The sequence below is a fragment of the Streptomyces sp. OZ13 genome, from assembly GCF_052068155.1.
GTDB lineage: Bacteria > Actinomycetota > Actinomycetes > Streptomycetales > Streptomycetaceae > Streptomyces.
On sequence record NZ_JBQHCZ010000002.1, the window covers coordinates 130,199 to 148,089 of the forward strand.

General features: G+C 72.0%; 14 protein-coding genes. 3 read left to right on the forward strand and 11 right to left on the reverse strand.

Features of this window, described 5'->3' with window-relative positions; genetic code table 11:
- Nucleotides 1-4: 4 nt before the first annotated feature.
- From ACTMTU_RS04200 to ACTMTU_RS04210, 3 genes are all read left to right on the forward strand, one after another.
- Nucleotides 5-535, forward strand: a complete 531-nt coding sequence (locus ACTMTU_RS04200) for a SigE family RNA polymerase sigma factor (RefSeq protein WP_441262075.1) — start codon at nt 5-7, stop codon at nt 533-535.
- Nucleotides 535-1,245, forward strand: coding sequence for a hypothetical protein (locus ACTMTU_RS04205; protein ID WP_441262076.1), 711 nt, complete (start codon nt 535-537; stop codon nt 1,243-1,245). The genes ACTMTU_RS04200 and ACTMTU_RS04205 overlap by 1 nt, the downstream gene beginning before the upstream one ends.
- Before the next feature lie 103 nt (nt 1,246-1,348).
- Nucleotides 1,349-2,158, forward strand: coding sequence for a pectate lyase (locus ACTMTU_RS04210; protein ID WP_441262077.1), 810 nt, complete (start codon nt 1,349-1,351; stop codon nt 2,156-2,158).
- Between the two features lie 88 nt (nt 2,159-2,246).
- On the opposite strand, the gene ACTMTU_RS04215 is transcribed toward ACTMTU_RS04210, so the two are convergent.
- From ACTMTU_RS04215 to ACTMTU_RS04265, 11 genes are all read right to left on the reverse strand, one after another.
- Nucleotides 2,247-6,668 carry a caspase family protein gene (locus ACTMTU_RS04215; protein WP_441262078.1) on the reverse strand — a complete coding sequence of 1,474 codons (4,422 nt, stop codon included), beginning with the start codon at nt 6,666-6,668 and terminating at the stop codon, nt 2,247-2,249.
- On the reverse strand, nt 6,668-7,594 hold the full coding sequence (locus tag ACTMTU_RS04220) for a PGAP1-like alpha/beta domain-containing protein (protein WP_441262079.1): 927 nt from the start codon (nt 7,592-7,594) through the stop codon (nt 6,668-6,670). The genes ACTMTU_RS04215 and ACTMTU_RS04220 overlap by 1 nt, the downstream gene beginning before the upstream one ends.
- Before the next feature lie 204 nt (nt 7,595-7,798).
- Nucleotides 7,799-8,926 carry a pectinesterase family protein gene (locus ACTMTU_RS04225; protein WP_441262080.1) on the reverse strand — a complete coding sequence of 376 codons (1,128 nt, stop codon included), beginning with the start codon at nt 8,924-8,926 and terminating at the stop codon, nt 7,799-7,801.
- An 18-nt stretch (nt 8,927-8,944) separates the two neighbouring features.
- Nucleotides 8,945-10,252, reverse strand: coding sequence for a pectate lyase family protein (locus ACTMTU_RS04230; protein ID WP_441262081.1), 1,308 nt, complete (start codon nt 10,250-10,252; stop codon nt 8,945-8,947).
- 19 nt (nt 10,253-10,271) lie between these two features.
- On the reverse strand, nt 10,272-11,072 hold the full coding sequence (locus tag ACTMTU_RS04235; RefSeq protein ID WP_441262581.1) for a rhamnogalacturonan acetylesterase: 801 nt from the start codon (nt 11,070-11,072) through the stop codon (nt 10,272-10,274).
- Nucleotides 11,069-12,409 carry an ABC transporter substrate-binding protein gene (locus ACTMTU_RS04240; protein ID WP_441262082.1) on the reverse strand — a complete coding sequence of 447 codons (1,341 nt, stop codon included), beginning with the start codon at nt 12,407-12,409 and terminating at the stop codon, nt 11,069-11,071. The genes ACTMTU_RS04235 and ACTMTU_RS04240 overlap by 4 nt, the downstream gene beginning before the upstream one ends.
- The gene (locus tag ACTMTU_RS04245) at nt 12,406-14,025 is read right to left on the reverse strand and encodes a family 43 glycosylhydrolase (RefSeq protein WP_441262083.1); all 1,620 of its coding nucleotides are present in this window, start codon (nt 14,023-14,025) and stop codon (nt 12,406-12,408) included. The genes ACTMTU_RS04240 and ACTMTU_RS04245 overlap by 4 nt, the downstream gene beginning before the upstream one ends.
- Nucleotides 14,022-14,861 carry a PmoA family protein gene (locus ACTMTU_RS04250; RefSeq protein ID WP_441262084.1) on the reverse strand — a complete coding sequence of 280 codons (840 nt, stop codon included), beginning with the start codon at nt 14,859-14,861 and terminating at the stop codon, nt 14,022-14,024. Before ACTMTU_RS04250 ends, ACTMTU_RS04245 begins: the two co-directional genes overlap by 4 nt.
- Entirely contained in the window at nt 14,858-16,048 is a 1,191-nt protein-coding gene (locus tag ACTMTU_RS04255) for a Gfo/Idh/MocA family protein (protein WP_441262085.1), read from the reverse strand. The genes ACTMTU_RS04250 and ACTMTU_RS04255 overlap by 4 nt, the downstream gene beginning before the upstream one ends.
- Nucleotides 16,045-16,941, reverse strand: a complete 897-nt coding sequence (locus tag ACTMTU_RS04260; RefSeq protein WP_441262582.1) for a carbohydrate ABC transporter permease — start codon at nt 16,939-16,941, stop codon at nt 16,045-16,047. The genes ACTMTU_RS04255 and ACTMTU_RS04260 overlap by 4 nt, the downstream gene beginning before the upstream one ends.
- Nucleotides 16,941-17,891: a carbohydrate ABC transporter permease gene (locus ACTMTU_RS04265; protein WP_441262086.1), complete on the reverse strand. Its 951-nt coding sequence runs from the start codon at nt 17,889-17,891 to the stop codon at nt 16,941-16,943. Before ACTMTU_RS04265 ends, ACTMTU_RS04260 begins: the two co-directional genes overlap by 1 nt.

Consider the following 17,891-nt stretch of genomic DNA (forward strand, 5'->3'; position numbering starts at 1 on the left):
CATCATGGCCACAGCCGCCGATGAGGCGCGCGCGGAATTCCAGGCGTTCTTCGAGCGCCACTACGCCGAACTCGCCCGTCTCGCCCATCTGCTGACCGGCGAGGCCGACGCCGCCGACGACCTCGCCGCCGACGCGATGCTCGCGCTGTGGGACCGCTGGGACCGTGCGCGCGCCGCCGACCATCCCGTCGCCTACGCCCGTGGCGTCGTCGCCAACCTCGCCCGCAGCCGCATCCGGAGCGCCGTCAGGGAACGGCGCCGGGTGGCGCTGTTCTGGTCGCAGCGCTCCGAGAAGACCGACGGGCCCGACGTCCCCGTCGTCGTCGACGTGCGGGAGGCGCTGCGCGCCCTGCCGTTCCGTAAACGCGCCTGCGTCGTACTGCGCCATGCTTTCGACCTGTCGGAGCGCGATACGGCCCTGGCGCTCGGCGTCTCGGTCGGCACGGTCAAGAGCCAGACCTCCAAGGGCATGGCGGAACTGCAACGGCTGCTGGGTCCCATGGCAGCCTCGGAGCTGGTCGGAGGCCGGAACTGATGGACGAGGTGCGCAGGCGGCTGCGGGAGGCGGCGGCGTCCCACCGCCCCGACCGGGAGCGGATGCTCGCCCGCGTCGAACGCGGCATGGCGGAGGACCGGCAGCCGGCCGGGGCGGTGCCGGTGTACCGGCCGGGCCGCGCGAGCCGGCTGGCGATCGCCGGAGCGACGGCGGCGGTCGTGGCGGTCCTGGCACTCGGCGGCCACACCGTGGCGACCATGGGCCGCGACGGCGACGGAGCGGTGGCCGGTGCGGCCTCGCCGCCCGCCTCCCCGGCACCGGGCGGCACCGAACGGCCGTCACCGGCACGGACCGAGGACGGCCACCTGTGGTCCGACGGCTCCGTGGACCCGCACAGCAACAGCTACTGGGCGCAGAGCAACGTCACGGTGAAGAACCGCAAGGCGCTGACCTCGCTCACGGTGGAGCTGCGGATCACCGACACCGGCGGCGTGGCGAGCACCGGCGGCTGGCGCACCCGTCCCGCCGGCGACTTCGACTTCTCCGTACGGAAGGAAGGCGGCGCCCTCGTCTACCGCTGGACGCTGCGGCCGGGGCGTACGGTCCCGCCGGGGCAGCACGTCTTCGCCGGCCAGTACAACCATGCGGAGGGCGGCCGTGACGCGGCCGGGGACACGTACACGGTCCGTTCCGAGGCGTCGGGGGAACCGGCCGCGGTCCAGGGCGACTTCGCCCGCACACCGTCCTGACGGGTCGGGGAAGAAATCGCGCGGCGGCGGCAACCTGGGGCCTTTCTGTGGCGACCTTCCGGCGTAGGTCTTCAAACCCCCCATGCGAAAGGGCCCAGAACACATGAGCCGACACAAGCGGAGCCTCCGGCGCCGCAGGACGGTCGCCGCGCTGGGAGCGGCGCTCGGGCTGACCGTGACCGGGATCGTCACCACGAGCATGCTCAACACGGCCGGCGCGGCGACCGCGTGGCCCAAGCCCAACGGCAGCTCGCCAGTGACCGCCACCATCGAGGTGTCCGGCACGTACGACGGCGGGCTGAAGCGGTTCTACGGCAGTGGCGACCTCGGCGACGGCGGCCAGGGCGAGGGACAGCCTCCCATCTTCAAGCTGAAGGACGGCGCCGTACTGAAGAACGTCGTCCTCGGCTCGCCGGCCGCCGACGGCGTCCACTGCATGGGCAGTTGCACGCTGCAGAACGTCTGGTGGGAGGACGTCGGCGAGGACGCCGCCAGCTTCAAGGGCAAGTCCGCGGGCTCCGTCTACACCGTGTACGGCGGGGGCGCGCGCAAGGCGTCCGACAAGGTCTTCCAGTTCAACGGGGCGGGCAAGCTGGTCGTCACCAAGTTCCAGGTCTCCGACTTCGGCAAGCTGGTCCGTTCCTGCGGCAACTGCTCCACGCAGTACAAGCGGTCGATCATCGTCAACGACGTGGACGTCACCGCGCCGGGGAAGTCCCTCGTGGGCATCAACACCAACCACGGTGACACGGCGGCCCTGCGCAACGTCCGTATCCACGGCGACAGCAGCCGGAAGATCAAGCCCTGCATCCGCTACACGGGCAACGACTCCGGCGACGAACCGGTCGAGACGGGCAGCGGTCCGGACGGCACGTACTGCCGGTACGGCTCCTCCGACATCAGCTACAACTGACGCGCGGATCCTGAGGCCCCGGTAGGAAGGGGCGGCCCCTGCCGGCAGCACGTCGGTGGGGGCTCCCCGGCACGGTCCGGGAGTGGCACTAGCACTTGAGGTCCGGCCCGCCCTCGGCGGCGAAGGCGTAGACGTCCTTGTTCGCGCAGAGAACCAGCCGCCCCTCAGGGGCGAACTCAAGAGCGCCGGCGCCGACCGGGTCGGGCAGGGTGAAAGTGTCGACGGGAGGGCCGGCGAAGACCAGCGGCCATGCACTGCCGTCCGTCTCCCAGAGGGTCACCCGGCCTGTTCCGTCGCCCGTTGCCAGCAACAGACGCCCGTCCACGAGCCGTCCCGCGAGGGCGGATATTCCTGGTTCCTGCTCCGCGACGACGGTGTCCTTGACTCCGTCCCAGGCTCTGACCGTGCCATCACCGCACGCCACAAGGGCGACGGGCCGGCCGCCGGGGCGGACGCAGGCGACCGCGCTGACGTCCCAAGTGTCGCGGGAATCCGGGACCCCGTGGCTGCCCGGGGTGCTGCCCCACATGTGCACGGTCCCGTCCGACTGGGCGGCCACCACTGTCAGCCGGCCGGCGTGCGGTGCGCATGCCATGTCGGTCACCCGGCCCGTGGCTCCCGCCAGTTCGCGCAGCGTGGTGCCGGTGACCATGTCCCACACCTGCAGGCGGTGTGTATGGTCCGCCGTCACGGCGACAGGGCCGCCGGCGTGTCGGCCGACGGCAGCGGCCGTGGCCCAACGCGGCCAGTGGCGTTCCATGGTGGTGCCGCTCGTCAGGTCCCAGACCTCGGTGGGCCGGTTGGCCGCCTGTGTCAGGGCGAGCGTACGACCGCCCGCTTCGGCGGCTACGACGCCCTCGAACCCGGAGACGCCGTCGGTGATGTGGTCCAGGGCGGGCGCACCGTCGTCCATCCGCCAGACGCGGATGGTTCTGTCGCCACCTGTCGTCACCACCACCGGCCGGCCCCGAAGGTGTGCGCAGCTAACGGCGGCGACGGCCCGGGTGTGACCGTCGCTGGAGGCGCCGGGCGGCGGGGTGAGATCGCACACGTGTACGGAGCCGTCGGCCGCGCCCAGGACTGCCGTGGCGACGCCGCCGTCGGATGTGTACGTGTGGACGGCGGTGAAGGGCCATGACCGGGCGGCGGTGGGGCCCCCGACTTCGCTCGGATGCCGGGGTGCCGACGAGGCGACGAGCCGGCGGCTCTCCAGGTCGAGCATGTGCACCGAGCCGTCCGCGCAGGCGAGTACCGCGGTGGGACGACCACCCGGCTCCGTGCAGGAGATCGCCGTCGCGGGTGACGGCAGGGCGAGCGTGCCCACTTCGCGCGGTGAACGCAGACCGCGCAGGGACCAGATGCGTACGGCCTGCCGGTCGGCGGTGACCGCGACGGGCATCCCCCGCACGACCGAGCAGCTCACGGCGTCCAACGGCGGACGGCGTGCGTCCGCGAGGGAGGCCGCGGTCCTGCGCCGGGCCGGGTCCCAGATGTGCAGGGTGCCGTGGCTGCCGCCGGCCACCACGATGTCCCATCCTCTCCGCGCGGCCGGGGTGGCTGCGTGGGGGTCCGCCTCGACGGTGGCCGTCGCCGGTCCGCCGACGCAACCGTCCGGCAGGACGATCCGGTGCGGAAGCGGCGCGGCGTCGGCGAGGTCCCAGGCCTGCAGAGCGCCGTCCGCGCCGGCGCTCACCGCGACTCGGCGCCCGTCCAGGACGAGCGTGACGAGGCCCTTCACCGGCGAGGGGTCCGTGTCGGCGAGGCGGCCGGATGCCCGCGTACTTCCGGCGGTGAGGTCGTGGACGTGCACCGTACCCGCTTCTGTGGCGGTGACCAGGAGGTCGTGGCCGTCGATGGCGGTGACAGTCAGCGCGGTGAGGGGAGCGCAGGCGGCGGGCACGGGCAGGTCGAGCGGGCGTCCGGTCGCGACGGCCCAGGCGCGGACCGCGGTGCCGTCGGTCGTGACCATGGCATCCCGTCCCGCGACGCCCACGCGGTCGGCCGCCGACACGGGCCCGCCGCCGTCGGCGAGCCGCTGCACGTGGAGAACGGCGCGGGAAGTGCCCGCCGCTGCCCAGAGGGGTCGCCAACGGCCCTGACGGCCTTCGGCGTTCAGCCCGTCGAGGAGGCTCCTGTTCCGGTGCCGGGCGGCGTCGCAGGCGAGGATGTGGCGGCGGTCCTCCGGACTCAGCTGCCGGTGCCGGTCCAAGTGTTCGCGGTAGACGGCCGCAGCCGACCGCGCCTTGCCGGAGCGCAGTCCGTGCAGCAGGGAGGCCAGTCCCGAGGGGTGCGCGTGGACCAGGAACTCGCAGTCGGTGACCAGTTCGTCGAGACGTCCGGCCGCGGCCGCCTTGGCGGCCAAGTGACGCAGCACGTACGGGTCGGCCTCGCGCCAGAGCCTGCTGCCGCCGGCCGAGCGGGGGACCGTGCCCATCAGCCGCCGGTACCACCGGTCCTCGGCGTCGTGGGGCGCGTCACGGCGCAGGTCGTCGGCGAGTGCCTGGTGGTAGAGCCGGTAGACCGACCGGCCGTCCTCGTCGAGGGTCTCAACGAGGTACGGCCCCACCGCGTCGTTGCGCAGCAGGCCGAGCAGCCGTTCGGCGGTCTGGCCGGTCCGGTTCGGGGCGGACGCCGCGAGGGCGGCCCAGATGTGGGGGAGGGGCATTCCCTGCCCCTCCGCGTAGGCCAGCGGCAGCAGCAGCGACCTGACCTCTGCCACCTCTTCCGGCCCCAACTGCTGGGCGAGCGCCCAGCGGAAGGCCCGGCCGATCGCGGTCGAGGGACTCCGCGACGTGTCGAGGACAGGGAGACTGGGAGGCCGCGTGTCGTCGTGTGCCGCGGCGCCGGCCGTCGCACGGGCCACGAGGCGGGCCACCAGGTAGAGGGGATGAGCGGCGCGGGCGATCGCATCGGCGGCAGGGGTGACGAAGGAGTCCGGCAGGTTGGTGCCGCTGTCCGGGCCCAGCGGTGCGCGCAACAGGCGTTCGGAATAGGCGACGAGATCCTCGACACCGGTCCAGGCGGGCTCGGCCAGGTCCATGACCTGGACGTTTGGTGCCGTCTCTGTGACGGCGCGGACGATGTGCTGCCTGGTGCCGAGCAGGAGGCGCAGCCGCGGCGAGACGGCCGCCAGGTCGCCGAGGAAGCGGGCGATGCGGCGCTCCTCGTCGCGGGCGACGCCGGACTCGTCGAGCGCATCGACGACGATGGTGGCGACGGAGTCCAAGGAGGCGAGGCGTTCCCGCAGCCCGGACTCGGTCGGCTCGGGCGCTTGGACCGCGGCGGCGAGGGCGGTGACGACCTGGGCCAGGGTCAGGGCCCGCGCGTGCACAGCGACGGTGACGGATCCGATGGGCGGCCGAGTGCCCAGGGCGACGGTGTCGGCCGGGATGCTGTCCCGCGCCACAGGATCGGACAGGGTGACGAGCCGGCCGAGGACGGCGGACTTGCCGACGCCGGGCGGGCCGGTCACGACGAACACCCGGGTGTCGCCGTCGTTGTCGCCCCGTAACCAGCCTGCGATCCGCCGGAGGGCCGGGGCCCGGCCGGTGAAATAGTGCCCGATCTCCCTGACGGTCTGCCGGCCTTTGCCGCGCGGGGAGAAATGCTCGGCGAGGTCCACGTGCCTCAGGCGATGCTGGGTGCGCTCGTAGGCGGAGAGGGCGCCGAGACGGCGTACGAAGTGTCGCTGTTCCGCGACGTCGAGATCGCGTCCGTCAAGGCGCAGTTCGGGCACGTAGTAGGGGTTCGGGAAGAACCCGGACGTCGGGTCGCCGTCCTCGGTGTCGTCGAACAGCTGCGCCCACTCCGCCCGCTGGTCCACGCCGCGCCGCCGGAACTCCGCGTTGAGCGCGCCAACGAGGTCGGACAGGGAGATATGACTGGCGCGGTGGCCGAGGCGTGCCTCGTCGGAGAGTACGTGGGCGAGGGCGGCGCTGAACGCGCCGTCGTGGGCCTCCTCGGTGATCCGGGCGGCACTGAGTACCCCGAAGGACTTCAGGAAGCGGTGGTCGGCGCCGGGTGCGTGGGCGAGGGCGAGCTTGGCCCGTACGGCCCGCTCCATGGCGTCCACCGCGCCGCGGCCGGCGTAGCACGCGTCGAGGACGAGCAGTAGACGGCGGACTCCCTGGAGGGTGGGGAGCTCAACGAGATGGTGGGCGGCGACCGCGCTGAGGCGGACCTCCGCAGGGCCTGGGGCGGAGTCGGAGCACATCAGGTAATGCGCCGTCCCCTCCGCCTGGCCGTGGCCGCTGTAGTAGACGAGCAGGGCGTCGTCGTCCCCGAAGCCGGACGTGAGCCAGCGCAGCACGGGCCGCAGGACGTCGTCGGGTGTGCGGGGATCCAGTTTTCCTTCGGGGAAGACCGGAACCGGTTCGTACCCGACGGCCGCCAATGAGCCGATGACGGCAGAGAGGTCTGCGGCCACGCCGGGCAGTTCGGGCAGTTCGTCGTGCGTGTAGTGCGCGGCGCCGAAGGCGAGTGCGTAGCGCCGCGGTGTTGCCTCGCCCATCAGCGCGCCACGAGCCCCTCGCCGATCGCCGTTCCGGTCTCGCGGGCGGTCAGATGGCGCAGCAAATCGTGCACCTTCCAGCCGTTGTCGACGGGCACGTCACGGAGGGCGGGACGGTGGGCGCCGGCCGCGGCAGGGGAACCGGCGGGCAGCGGGCCGGGGTGACGGGGCCCGAACAGACGAGCCAGTTCCTTCACCGACGCGACCACGTCGTGCCGGTCGGCAAGATTGGTCCAGCGCTCGAGACCGCCCGGCCAGTGACCGCGCCCCGCAGCGGGGGCGGGGCGTAGACGGTCGAAGACGAGTGAGGGCATGCCGAGCGGCGAACCGAGGGTCACCAAAGTACGGACTGGCCACTCGGGATGGTCGCACAGCGTCTCGTACGCGACGACGGAGCCGAGGGAGTGGCCCACGAGCACGGTGGTCTCGGGGCCGATGCGGGCACCAACGGCCGCGGCGGCACGGGCGCGGACGGCGTCGTCGGTGAAGTAGCGGCGCACTTGGCGCAGGACTCCCAGGAGAAAACGCTCGGCCACCGGCCCGGGCAGGCACGGCGAGCGCAGCAGCATGTTCATGGCCCGCTGGAGGGTCCGCGGCGTGGGGGCCTTGGTCGGGACGGAGCCCGGCCCGGCGGGCTCGGCCGCGACACCGGCCGCCCACGCTTCGAGGAGGGCCTGTTCGTACGGGTCGGTCAAGTCGGCGGCGGAACGCGGTGCGGGCGGTTCGCCCTTGGTCCCGGGGGCACGGAAGACGTCTCCGTAGAAGGCGACGTCAACAGCACTCGGCTCCGGGGCGGGACCGCTGACGTCCCCGGCTTCGACTGCCAGTGCCACCCCGTCGGCGAGCGCGGCGGCGATGGGATCCCGAAGAGACCGCCGCCCGAGGTATTCCTGTCCGATTCCGTGCACCACCACGACACGCGCCATGTCGTCCCCCTCGATCGCATGCGGCCGGTGACAACATGATCTCCCAAGTGGCCGTCGAGGAACACCTGTTGAGGAATTTCCGTGTTCGCGAGCGCCCGGTCGGAGCATCAGCCACCTCGGAGAGCCCGTCCGTCGAAGCGTCCCGCGAGGCTCCCCGCCGGTCGTGACCGGCGGCAGCCCCGCGTCGTACCGGTACCGGCGGTGTCAGCCGGTGCTCCGCCACGGCGCCCAGTCGCCGAGATACACCTCGCGCGTCGCCGACCTCGCCTGGACGAGGCTCAGTTGGGGACGGTTCTCCGGCACGGTGATCCGGGCTCCGGGACCGGTGTTGCGGTACTCGGCGTACCGCTGCGCCTGCCACGGGTAGGTGTCCCGCATGTTCGTGTACGGCTCCACCGCGTCGATCCCCGGACCGATCACGCTGTCGCGGACCACCAGCGATGGCCACGCGCCCGGGTCCGAACTCGGCACCCACGGCCGGGAGAGCTTGTACGCGCCGTCCTCCGCGCCGCTGCTGATCCGGCACCGCACGGCGAGGTAGCCGTACGGGTTGTCCCGCGCGGTGGACGGGGCGAACACCATGCCCTTGGGTGTGAAGTCCACGTCCCTGGCGAGGGTGTGGAAACGGCAGTGCTCGAACACGGCTCGCCCGCGTCCGAAGACGAAGTCGACGTCCCCCTCCGCGTAGCAGTGCGAGAAGAACTGCCGGGCGACGGCGGACACGGAGGGCGAGTCGGCGTACAGGGTGTCCTGGTGGCCCAGGAAGCGGCAGTGGTGGAACGCGGAACGGTCGCCGCTCACCTTGATCGCGACGGCCTGGGTGGCGCTGATCTCCGGATGGTCCGCCCGCAGCCAGTCGTTGGCGAAGGTGATCCGGCGGGCGGTGAACCCGGCGGCGCGGACCGTGGTGGTGGCGGAACCGCTGGTGCCGTACGTACCCGAGCCGTCCGGCTTCGCGGTGCCGTCCGCGTTGTCGTACACGACGACGGTGTCACGGGGGTCCGGGCCCGCCCCGATCAGCGTGAGACCCGCGAGGGCCTCGCCGATCGTCACCACCTCGCGGTAGACCCCCGGGGCGACGACGATCGTGAAGCCCGGACCGCCCGCCGCGGCCACCGCGCCCTGGACGGTGGTGTGGTCGCCGAGCCCGCCCGGGTGGACGTACAGCGTCCGGCTGCCGCGCCGGGCCGCCGGCGAACCGAACGGCCCGAAGGGGGAGCGGTCCGTGACGGCCCGGGCGGGACTGTGCACCACCGCCGCGAGTGCCGCTCCGGCCCCGGCGGCGAGCAGGGCGCGGCGGCCGACCGCCGCGCCCGGGGAGTGCGTGGCCATGATGAGGCTCCTTCCGTCTCAGCGCAGCCGGCCCGCGCCCGCCCGGTGGACGACCAGCCCGGGCACCGCCCGCGGGTGGTCGAGGCGGGTGCGCAGCGTCGGCGTCCAGCCGGCGCCCGACCGCAGCGCCTCCTCCGGCAGTTCCGCGTTGTGGACGGCCACCAGGTCGACCGGCAGGCCGTTGACGTGGTTGCGCTCGGCGGTGACGGGGGAGTCCTTCCATTTCTTGAGGATCCGGCCCGCGCCCACACCGGCCGGGAGCGTGAACGAGTTCGCCTCCGCGACGAGCTGGGACTCCGCGCCGATGCCGAAGCTGTAGGCGTAGGCGTCCTTGTCGACGATGTAGTGGTTGTTGTACGTGTCGACCTTGCCGAAGCGGACACGCGGCGCGCGCTCGACGATGTCCCGGAACAGGTTGTGGTGCAGGGTGACCCGCAGTTTGCCGCGGTCCGTGTCGCCGGCGCTGTCGCTGTTGCCGATCATCAGGGTCTTGTCGTGGTCGGCGAAGACGTTCCAGGAGGCCGTCACCAGGTCGGCGCCCCTGACGATGTCGAGCTCGCCGTCGTGCTGCTGGTACACCTCGCCGTAGTAGGACGGCAGCGAACTGTCGGGGTGACGCCCGTCGGTGAACGTGTTGTGGTCGATCCACACATGGGTGGACCCGTACACCACGAGGCTGTCGTACTCGGAGTTCCACGCGCCCGTCGCGCCGTCCGTCGGGTCCCACTGCGGGAAGCAGTCCAGCGGGCTCTCGAGGGTGAGGTTGCGGACGATGACGTTGTCGACGTCCTTGACCTGGAGACTGGCGCCGACGATGGCCGCGTCCCGGCCGACGCCGACGATGGTGGTGTTCGCCGGTACGTACGCCTTGATCGCCTGCGCCTGGTTGCCCGCCGACGCGGCGCGCAGGTCTTCCTGGGGGCCGCTGACGGGGGTGTCGTAGCCCCATACCGCGGGGTCGTAGTCGGCGAGGTAGGTGTCGAAGTCGTAGCCCTCCTCCTCGAACGCGGCGCAGCCGGACGCGGTGGCGTCGAGGGTGCCCTTGACCTTGATGATCCGGGGTGCGTCGCCGTCGCCGGCGAGCGCGGCCCGGAACTCCTCCCAGGTGGTGACGGTGTGCACCTGTGCGGGGCGGGCCGCGGCGCCGCCGGTGGTGCCGGTGCCGAGCGAGGCCCAGCCGTCCCGGTCGGGCAGGGTCTGGCGGGCGGGGTCCCGGTGGGGAGTGGCGTTCGCCGCCGCGGTGGCGGTCAGGACCAGTGCGGTGCATCCCAGGGCCGTTGCGACGATGCGTCCCTGACATCTCAGCGTGTGCGCGGTGCGGTGCATGGTGCGGCTCTCTTCCCGTTCAGTCGGCGGCGGGCCAGGTGATCCACGACTCGGGGACCTCGTCCTCGAGCCGGCGGACGTCGCGCGGCGCGATCACGCCGGCGCTCAGCAGTGCTTCGGTGACCATCCGTGCCACGGCGATCGCGCCCGGCGGATTGAAGTGCGTGTTGTCCTGCTCTTCCGGCGTCCAGTTGAAGTACGCCTTGGTGCCCTCCGGACCCAGCTCCTGCCAACGGGCGATCGACAGGGTCTGCACGTCCAGCAGCGCCGTCCCCTCCTCGGCGGCCAGCGCCCGCATCGCGGCCGGGTAGTCGCCGTGCGTCGGGACCGCGGTCCCCTGCGCGTCGAACCGCCGCCGCTCCACGGACGTCGCCAACACCGGCCGGGCGCCACGTTCGCGGGCCCCTTCGACGTAACGGCGCAGATGTGCCTGGTACGTCGACCAGGGCTCGGTGTACCGGGCGGGGTCGGCGCTCTTCGCGTCGTTGTGGCCGAACTGGACGAGCAGCAGGTCACCGGGCGTGATCCGGTCCAGCAGGACGTCCAGCCGGCCCTCGTCGACGAAACTCTTGGAACTCCGTCCGTTCACCGCGTGGTTGGCGACGCGCAGCCGCTTGTCCAGGAAGAAGGGGAGGGCCATGCCCCACCCGGTCTCCGGCGCGGCGTCCGCGTACTTCTGCGCGGCCGTGGAGTCTCCGGCGATGAAGAGCGTGCGGCTCCGGCCGCCGGCGGACTGCCCGGCCGCGGCGGCGGGGGCCGCCGCGGCGGCGAGCGGAAGGCTCGCCGCCGCCGCGACCACCTGACGACGGGTCGGCCTCACCCGTTCTGCTGCTTCCACTCGGCCTGGGCCTCGTTGAGCTGCTCCGCCAGGGAGTCGAGGAAGTCCTTCGCCGACATCTTGCCGAGCAGCACCTTCTGGAAGGCCGGCTCGTTCTCGGCCTTGGAGATGGTGTTCCAGTCGGGCAGGTAGTAAGGCAGCTGCACGATCTTCGTCGAACCGCTGGACAGCGCCTCCGCCGCCAGCCTGGTGGGCTCCGCCTTCTGCACCCAGGCGTCCTTGGCCGCGTCGGTGTGGGCCGGGATCGCGCCGGCCGACTCGTTCCACCGGCTGTTGGACTCGTGGGACGCGGCGAACTCGATGAACTTCCAGGCGGCCGTCTTGTTCTTGCTCGACTTGAACAGGCCCAGACCGTCGACCGGGTTGGAGACCTGCACCCGTGTGCCGTCGTCGGTGGTCGGCAGCGGGATGCCACGGAACTTCTCCGTGCCGAGCGCCTTCACATGGTCCTTGTAGGAGCCCAGGTTGTGGTTCAGCATGCCGATCTCGCCGCTGTCCCACTGGGCGACCATCTTGGTGAAGTCGTTGTTCACGTCCGCGGCAGGGGTGTTCTTCTTGAACAGTGCCGCGTACTTCTCCAGCGCCGCCACGTTCTCGGGGGCGTTGACCGTGGTCCTGTCGCCCTGCCAGAAGGTGTCGATGCCGCTCTGGCCGTACATCGCGTCGAGCGCCTGCGCGATGGACCCGGCGCCGCCGCGGATGGTGTAGCCGAAGCGGTTCTTGTCCTTCGCCGTGAGCCTGTCCGCCGCCGTGAAGAACTTCGCCCAGGTGGTGGGCGGTTCCAGACCGGCCTCCTCGAAGAGGTCGGTGCGGTAGTACAGCACGCCGTTGCTGGCGGACGTGGGCACGGTGAACATAAGGTCCTGGCCGCCCGCGGCCTTCACGTTCTCCACCATGCCGGCGTTGAGCTTGCCGCCCAGAGGACTCGCGGCGATGCGCTCGTCGAGCGGCTCCAGCGCGTCCTGTGCGGCGATACCCGCCAGCATCGCCGCCCCGACGCCGCCGACGTCCGGCAGGCCGCCGCCCTGGATGGCGGTGTCGTACTTCGACTGGACCTCCGTCGAGGCGACCCCGACGTAGTTGACGTCGATGTCCGGGTGCTTCTTCTCGAACTCCGCGATGATCTCCTTCCACACGTCGGTGCGGACACCGCCGTTGTTGTCCCAGAAGGTGATCTCGCCCTTTCCGGACCCCTCGCCGCCCTTGTCCCCGGCGCCGCCGCTGCCGTCGTCGCCGCAGGCGGTGGCGGTCAACAGGAGCGCCGTGGTGAGGGCGAGGAAGGAGGCGGCTCTGCCCCGTCCCCGGTGGAAGATCGTCATGGTCGGCTCTTTTCTGCTCGTACGGGTGTGCGTGTCCGTGCGGGTGTGCGTGTCCGTGAGGAGGCGCTGGGAGAGGTGATGCGGAACTGTGTGAACGTCGCGGCGCCGGTGTGACCCGCCGCCGCTGTCCGCTCCGCGGCGGGCGCGGTGGCGAACAGGCCGAGGAGGGCACCGGTCCAGCGCCAGGGGGTTGCGGTGAAGACCCGGCCGGACGGCACGAACCCGTCCTGGCCGGCTCCGGGCACGGCGGCAGAGAAGCGGCACCTGGCACCTGCCCCGGTCCCGATCCGCAGCAGCGCCCGGCCGTCCGGCGCGGGCCGCGGGCGGGCCGCGTCCCGTTCGCGCGCCGCGGCCGCCTCCGCGAAGCGGTGCACCAGCTGGACCGTGCCGTCGGCGTCCCGCTCCAGGCCGATCCAGGCGTACGCGTCGCCGAGCACCGCGAGGCCCGCCCGAGCGCCCGGTTCCTCGTCGTCCAGGCGCAGTTCGACCTCGATGACCGCGTCGGTCGCGGGCAGCCGCTGGGTGAGGACGTTCGGCAGCCTGCGCAGGTCGTGCGCGTCGTCGCCGCGTAAGCACGTCAGCCGCAGACCGTCGCCCGAGTGCAGCGGGGCCCAGCCCTCGCCCGGGTTAGCCGCCCACTGCCACTGGCGGCCGAAGCGCCCTCCGGGGAAGCCGTCGTCGGCGGCGGGGGCGGACCGCGGCTGCTCCGGCAGGTCGGGTTTGGGATGGAGGAGGACGGGCGAGCCCCCGTCACCGAGCACGGGCCAGCCGTCGTCGTCCCACTGCATCGGCTGGAGGTGGACCACGCGTCCGTAGGCCCCGCGGTCCTGGAAGTGCAGGAACCAGTCCTCGCCGTACCGGGTGCGTACCCAGCCCCCCTGATGCGGCCCGTTGACGGGCGTGTCGCCCTGTTCGAGGACGACTCGCTCCTCGTACGGGCCGAAGAAGTCCCGTGAGCGCAGCGCGCCCTGCCATCCCGTCGCGACACCGCCGGCCGGGGCCAGGATCCAGAACCAGCCGTCGTGCCGGTACAGCTTGGGGCCCTCGAGGGTGAACCAGCCCGGAATGCCGTCCCCGTCGACGACGGTCTTCCCCTCGTCGAGCAGCGCGCTGCCGTCGGGCCGCATCCGATGGCCGGTGAGCCGGTTGTTGATCCCCGACCGGGACCGGGCCCAGGCGTGGACGAGGTACGCCTCGCCGGTCTCCTCGTCCCACAGCGGGCAGGGGTCGATCAGCCCCTTGCCCTCCTTCACCAGGTGCGGACGGCTCCAGCCCCGGCGCACGTCCGTCGAGTTGACCTGCCAGATCCCGTGGTCCGGGTCGCCCCAGAAGATCCAGAAACGCCCGTCGTGATGACGGATCGACGGCGCCCACACCCCGCTGTCCTGCCGGGGCAGCGCGAAGGCGGCCGCGGGCTCCAGCCGCTCCAGCGCGTGCCCGATCAGGGTCCAGTTGACGAGGTCCCGTGAGTGCAACAGAGGCAGCCCGGGGGCCCGGCCGAAGCTGGACGCGGTGAGATAGAAGTCGTCGCCGACCCGGACCACGTCGGGGTCGGACCAGTCGGCGGCGAGAACGGGATTGCGGTACGTCCCGTCGCCGAGGTCCCCGGTCCTCATGCCGTCACCGCCTTGTGGACCAGGGCCGCGGCGCCGTCCCGGTCCAGGCGCCCGTCGGCGACGACGGTGACGACGCGGCGCACCAGCGTCTCCTCCGGTCCCAGCGGCAGCCGCTCCACCGGGGCGAGCGACGAGCCGACGCCCGGGTACTCGCCGGCCCGGACGAACCAGGGGTCCTCCCGGGTCCGCGCGGTCGCCCCGGCGAAGACCAGCGTCCAGCCCTGCCCCGCCACGGCCAGCCAGTCGGCCCGCGCTCCGTGCACCGCGCTCTCGCCCTCCGCGTCCGCGGTGAACACGTCCGGAGCTGCCGGCTCCTTCGGCGCCCGCCAGAAGAAGCCCCCGTAACCGGCGCCGTCACGTCCGTTGGTGGCGGGACTGCCCACGGACAGCACCGCACCGCTCGCATTGGTCAGGGAGAACGTGAGGTCCAGCGCCCAGGCGGTGTCGGTGAGAGGCGTGACCGCCACCGTGCGGTGCTCGCGCAGCAGCCGGCGACCGCCGGCCACCCAGCTCAGCTCCTCCACGAAGCCGTCCGGGTCGCGGAGCTTGAAGCCGTCGTGGCGCTGCTGCCCGTGGTTGTCGAGCTCGGTGGGGCCCTGCCCGCGTACGAAGGTCCGTCCGCCCCAGAAGTTGTGGCCTTCCACATCCGGTACGGCCACCCCGGCGCCCAAGTGGTGCGGATGGTCCGGCGGCGCCAGTTCGGTCACCGGGACGCCGGCCAGCGTGGTGACGGGATGAAGACAGGGACGGGGGGAGGATCGCCGGTCCAGGTCGGCGGGGAGCGAGTAACGGCCGACGGGCCGGCCCGCGCAGTACAGCTGCGTCGTGGAGCTCATGGTGTGGTGACCTCCGTCGACAGGGCCCAGGGCGCGCCGAGTTCCGAGTACAGGCGGAGCGACTCGGCGCCGGCGGCGACCAGCGCGTCGATGCCCGGGACCACCCGGCGCGGGGCGTTCCCCTCCTCGGCCTGCCGCCAGGCGTCCGGCGGCAGCCGGACCGGTTCCGGGGCCGTGCGCACCGCCTCGACGACGCGCATGAACGCGCCGCAGACATCGGGCGGCACCAGCAGCGCGTCCCCCCGTGTCAGGTGCCGGACGAGGTTCTCCAGCAGATCGGTCCTGCCGTGAACGGTCTCGTGCGGGCCGTGTCCGGACCGCTGGACCAGCACGCGGTCCTGCTTGTACCAGAACGTGATGCGCCCGCTGCTGCCGTGCACCACCACGTACGGCTCGGAGGCCACCTCGGCGCAGAGCGTGGCGGCCACGGTGACCCGGCCCCCGCGTGACGTCGCCACCCGGACGCACGACGTGTCGTCGGACTCGATGTCGTTGGCGCGGAACAACTCCGCCTCCACGCCCGCCACTTCCTCGGCCCGTGTGCTGCCGTCCAGCGCCAGAGCCGTCGACACCGCGTGGGCGAGCGGATTCGTCAGCACCCCGTCGACCACGTCGACACCGTCGAGACGCCGTCGGCCGGCCCACGGGGAGCGCCGGAAGTACGCCTCGCCCCGCACCCATGCACCGGCCGCCCCCACGCCGCGAACCTCGCCGATCACGCCGTCCTCGACGAGCGCGCGGACGGCCGGCAACGCGTGCGAACCCAGGGACTGGAACCCGACCTGGCAGACCACGCCTGCCCGGGCGACCCCGTCGGCCATCCGCCGGAACTCCTCGTACGAGGGGGCGGGCGGCTTCTCGAGCAGCAGGTGCGCACCGTGCCGGGCGGCGGTCAGCGCCAGGTCCGTATGCGTCTGGATCGGTGTGCAGACCACGACGATCCGGGCGCCGGTCGAGGCGAGGAGCGCGTCCAGGTCCTGCCCCTGCTCCGGCGCGAGGTGCGTCGCGGACCCGTCGAAGCCGTCGAGACCGGCGAGTTCGTCGGGCGACAGCGGGCGCAGCTCGCAGACCCCGGCCAGGCGCACCAGTCCCTCCTTCTGGAGCCGGGCGATGTTGGTCAGGTGCTGCCGGCCGTGACCCCGGGCGCCCGCCAGCACGACGGGCAGCGGCTCCTCCACGGTGCTCATCCCTTCACCGCCCCGGCGCTGAAGCCCGTGATCAGCCACTTCTGGATGAACGCGAACACGATGACGACGGGAACGGCGGCGATCACACCGCCCGCGGCCAGGGCGCCGAGGTCGACGCTGTCCGCGCCCATCAGGGTGTTGAGACCGACCGGGATGGTCTGCTTGTCCTGGTTGTTGAGGAACATCAGCGCGAACAGGAAGTGGTTCCAGGCGTGGACGAACGCGAAGGAGCCGACGGCGACGAGACCCGGCCGCAGCAGGGGCAGCACCACGATCCGGAAGGCGCTGAAGCGGTTGCAGCCGTCCACCCACGCCGCCTCCTCCAGGGAGTACGGCACGTTCCTGATGAAGCCGCTGATCAGGATCATCGACAGCGGCAGCTGGAAAACGGTCTCCGCGATGATGACGCTGACCAGTGAATTGATCATCTGCAGGCCCGCGAAGATCTCGAAGAGCGGTACCAGCAGCAGCGCGCCCGGTACGAACTGGGAGCACAGCAGGGCCAGCATGAAGCCCCTCTTGAGGCGGAAGTCGAAACGGGCGAGGGCGTAGCCGCCGGCCAGCGCGACGACCGTGGTCATCACCAGGACGGCGACGCCGGTGATGAGACTGTTCTGGAAGAAGGTCGCGAAGCTGCGCTCCGTCCACACCTTCTCGAAGTGCTCGCCCGTCATCGGCCACGGCACCAGCGAGGTGGAGCCGGTCGGACGGACCGCGAACAGCAGGATCCAGTAGAAGGGGATGAGGGTGAAGAGGAGGTAGACGCCGAGCGGCAGATAGATCTGCCACCGCGGTACCTCGTCCCACGCGCGCCGGCGCTTCGTGGGCGCCGACCGGGCGGGGGGCGGGACGACGGGCACGGGCGCCGCGCCGCGTGTGGCCTGTGTGGTGATCACTTGTCCTGGCCTCCGAACTTGCTCAGGCGCAGATAGACCATCGAGAAGAAGAGCAGGATCACGAACGCCACCGTCGTCAGCGCGGAGGCGTAGCCGAAGTCATGGGCGTCGACGCTGGTGTTGGCGATGTAGAGCGGCAGCGTGGTCGTCTCGCCGGCGGGTCCGCCGCCGGTGAGGGTGTACAGCAGGTCGACGTTGTTGAACTCCCAGACCGCCCGCAGCAGCGTGGAGAGGATGATCGCGTCCTTCAGGTGCGGCAGGGTGATGTGGAGGAACTGCCGCACCCGGTTGGCGCCGTCCACCTCCGCCGCCTCGTACAGGTCCTTCGGCACGGACTGGAGGTCGGCGAGGATGAGGATGGCGAAGAAGGGGACGCCGCGCCACAGGTCCGCGACCACGGCGGCCGGGAAGACGGTGGCGGTGTCGGACAGCCACGAGGTGCCGTACTCGCCGATGCCCAGGTCCGCGAGGTAACGGGTGATGCCGGTCTGGGAGTTGTAGAGCAGCACCCAGATGGCGGAGGTCAGCACCCCGGAGACCGCCCAGGGCGAGAAGACCAGTGCGCGCCCGAGGGCCCGGCCGACGAAGGTCTGGTTGACGATCAGGGCGAGCGCCAGTCCGAACAGCAGCTGGAGACTCACCTCGACGACGACCCACTTGAGGCTGAACGTCAGTGTGTCCCAGAAGTGCGGGTCGTCCGTGAAGATCGTCGTGAAGTTCGACAGGCCCGCGAAACCGTTCCGCCAGGGCTTGGTCGGGTTGTACTCCTGAAGGCTGTAATAGAAGACGCTGAGCACCGGATAGGCGATGAAGCCCAGCATCAGCAGCCCGGCGGGGGCTATCAGCAGATACGGCAGCCGGCGGGGCGCCGCTCCCGTGCGGCGGCCGCGGGCTCCGGGCCGCCGGGCCGGTGGCCCTGGCGATTTCTGCGCCACAGCGTGGGCCAT

Excerpts from the sequence above, each read along its gene's own strand:
- ACTMTU_RS04220 (WP_441262079.1), bottom strand. The coding sequence starts at position 7,594 with ATGGCGCGTGTCGTGGTGGTGCACGGAATCGGACAGGAATACCTCGGG.
- ACTMTU_RS04225 (WP_441262080.1), bottom strand. The coding sequence starts at position 8,926 with ATGGCCACGCACTCCCCGGGCGCGGCGGTCGGCCGCCGCGCCCTGCTC.
- ACTMTU_RS04245 (WP_441262083.1), bottom strand. The coding sequence starts at position 14,025 with ATGAGGACCGGGGACCTCGGCGACGGGACGTACCGCAATCCCGTTCTC.
- ACTMTU_RS04250 (WP_441262084.1), bottom strand. The coding sequence starts at position 14,861 with ATGAGCTCCACGACGCAGCTGTACTGCGCGGGCCGGCCCGTCGGCCGT.
- ACTMTU_RS04265 (WP_441262086.1), bottom strand. The coding sequence starts at position 17,891 with ATGGCCCACGCTGTGGCGCAGAAATCGCCAGGGCCACCGGCCCGGCGG.
- ACTMTU_RS04200 (WP_441262075.1), top strand. The coding sequence starts at position 5 with ATGGCCACAGCCGCCGATGAGGCGCGCGCGGAATTCCAGGCGTTCTTC.
- ACTMTU_RS04255 (WP_441262085.1), bottom strand. The coding sequence starts at position 16,048 with ATGAGCACCGTGGAGGAGCCGCTGCCCGTCGTGCTGGCGGGCGCCCGG.
- ACTMTU_RS04240 (WP_441262082.1), bottom strand. The coding sequence starts at position 12,409 with ATGACGATCTTCCACCGGGGACGGGGCAGAGCCGCCTCCTTCCTCGCC.
- ACTMTU_RS04230 (WP_441262081.1), bottom strand. The coding sequence starts at position 10,252 with ATGCACCGCACCGCGCACACGCTGAGATGTCAGGGACGCATCGTCGCA.
- ACTMTU_RS04205 (WP_441262076.1), top strand. The coding sequence starts at position 535 with ATGGACGAGGTGCGCAGGCGGCTGCGGGAGGCGGCGGCGTCCCACCGC.
- ACTMTU_RS04210 (WP_441262077.1), top strand. The coding sequence starts at position 1,349 with ATGAGCCGACACAAGCGGAGCCTCCGGCGCCGCAGGACGGTCGCCGCG.
- ACTMTU_RS04215 (WP_441262078.1), bottom strand. The coding sequence starts at position 6,668 with ATGGGCGAGGCAACACCGCGGCGCTACGCACTCGCCTTCGGCGCCGCG.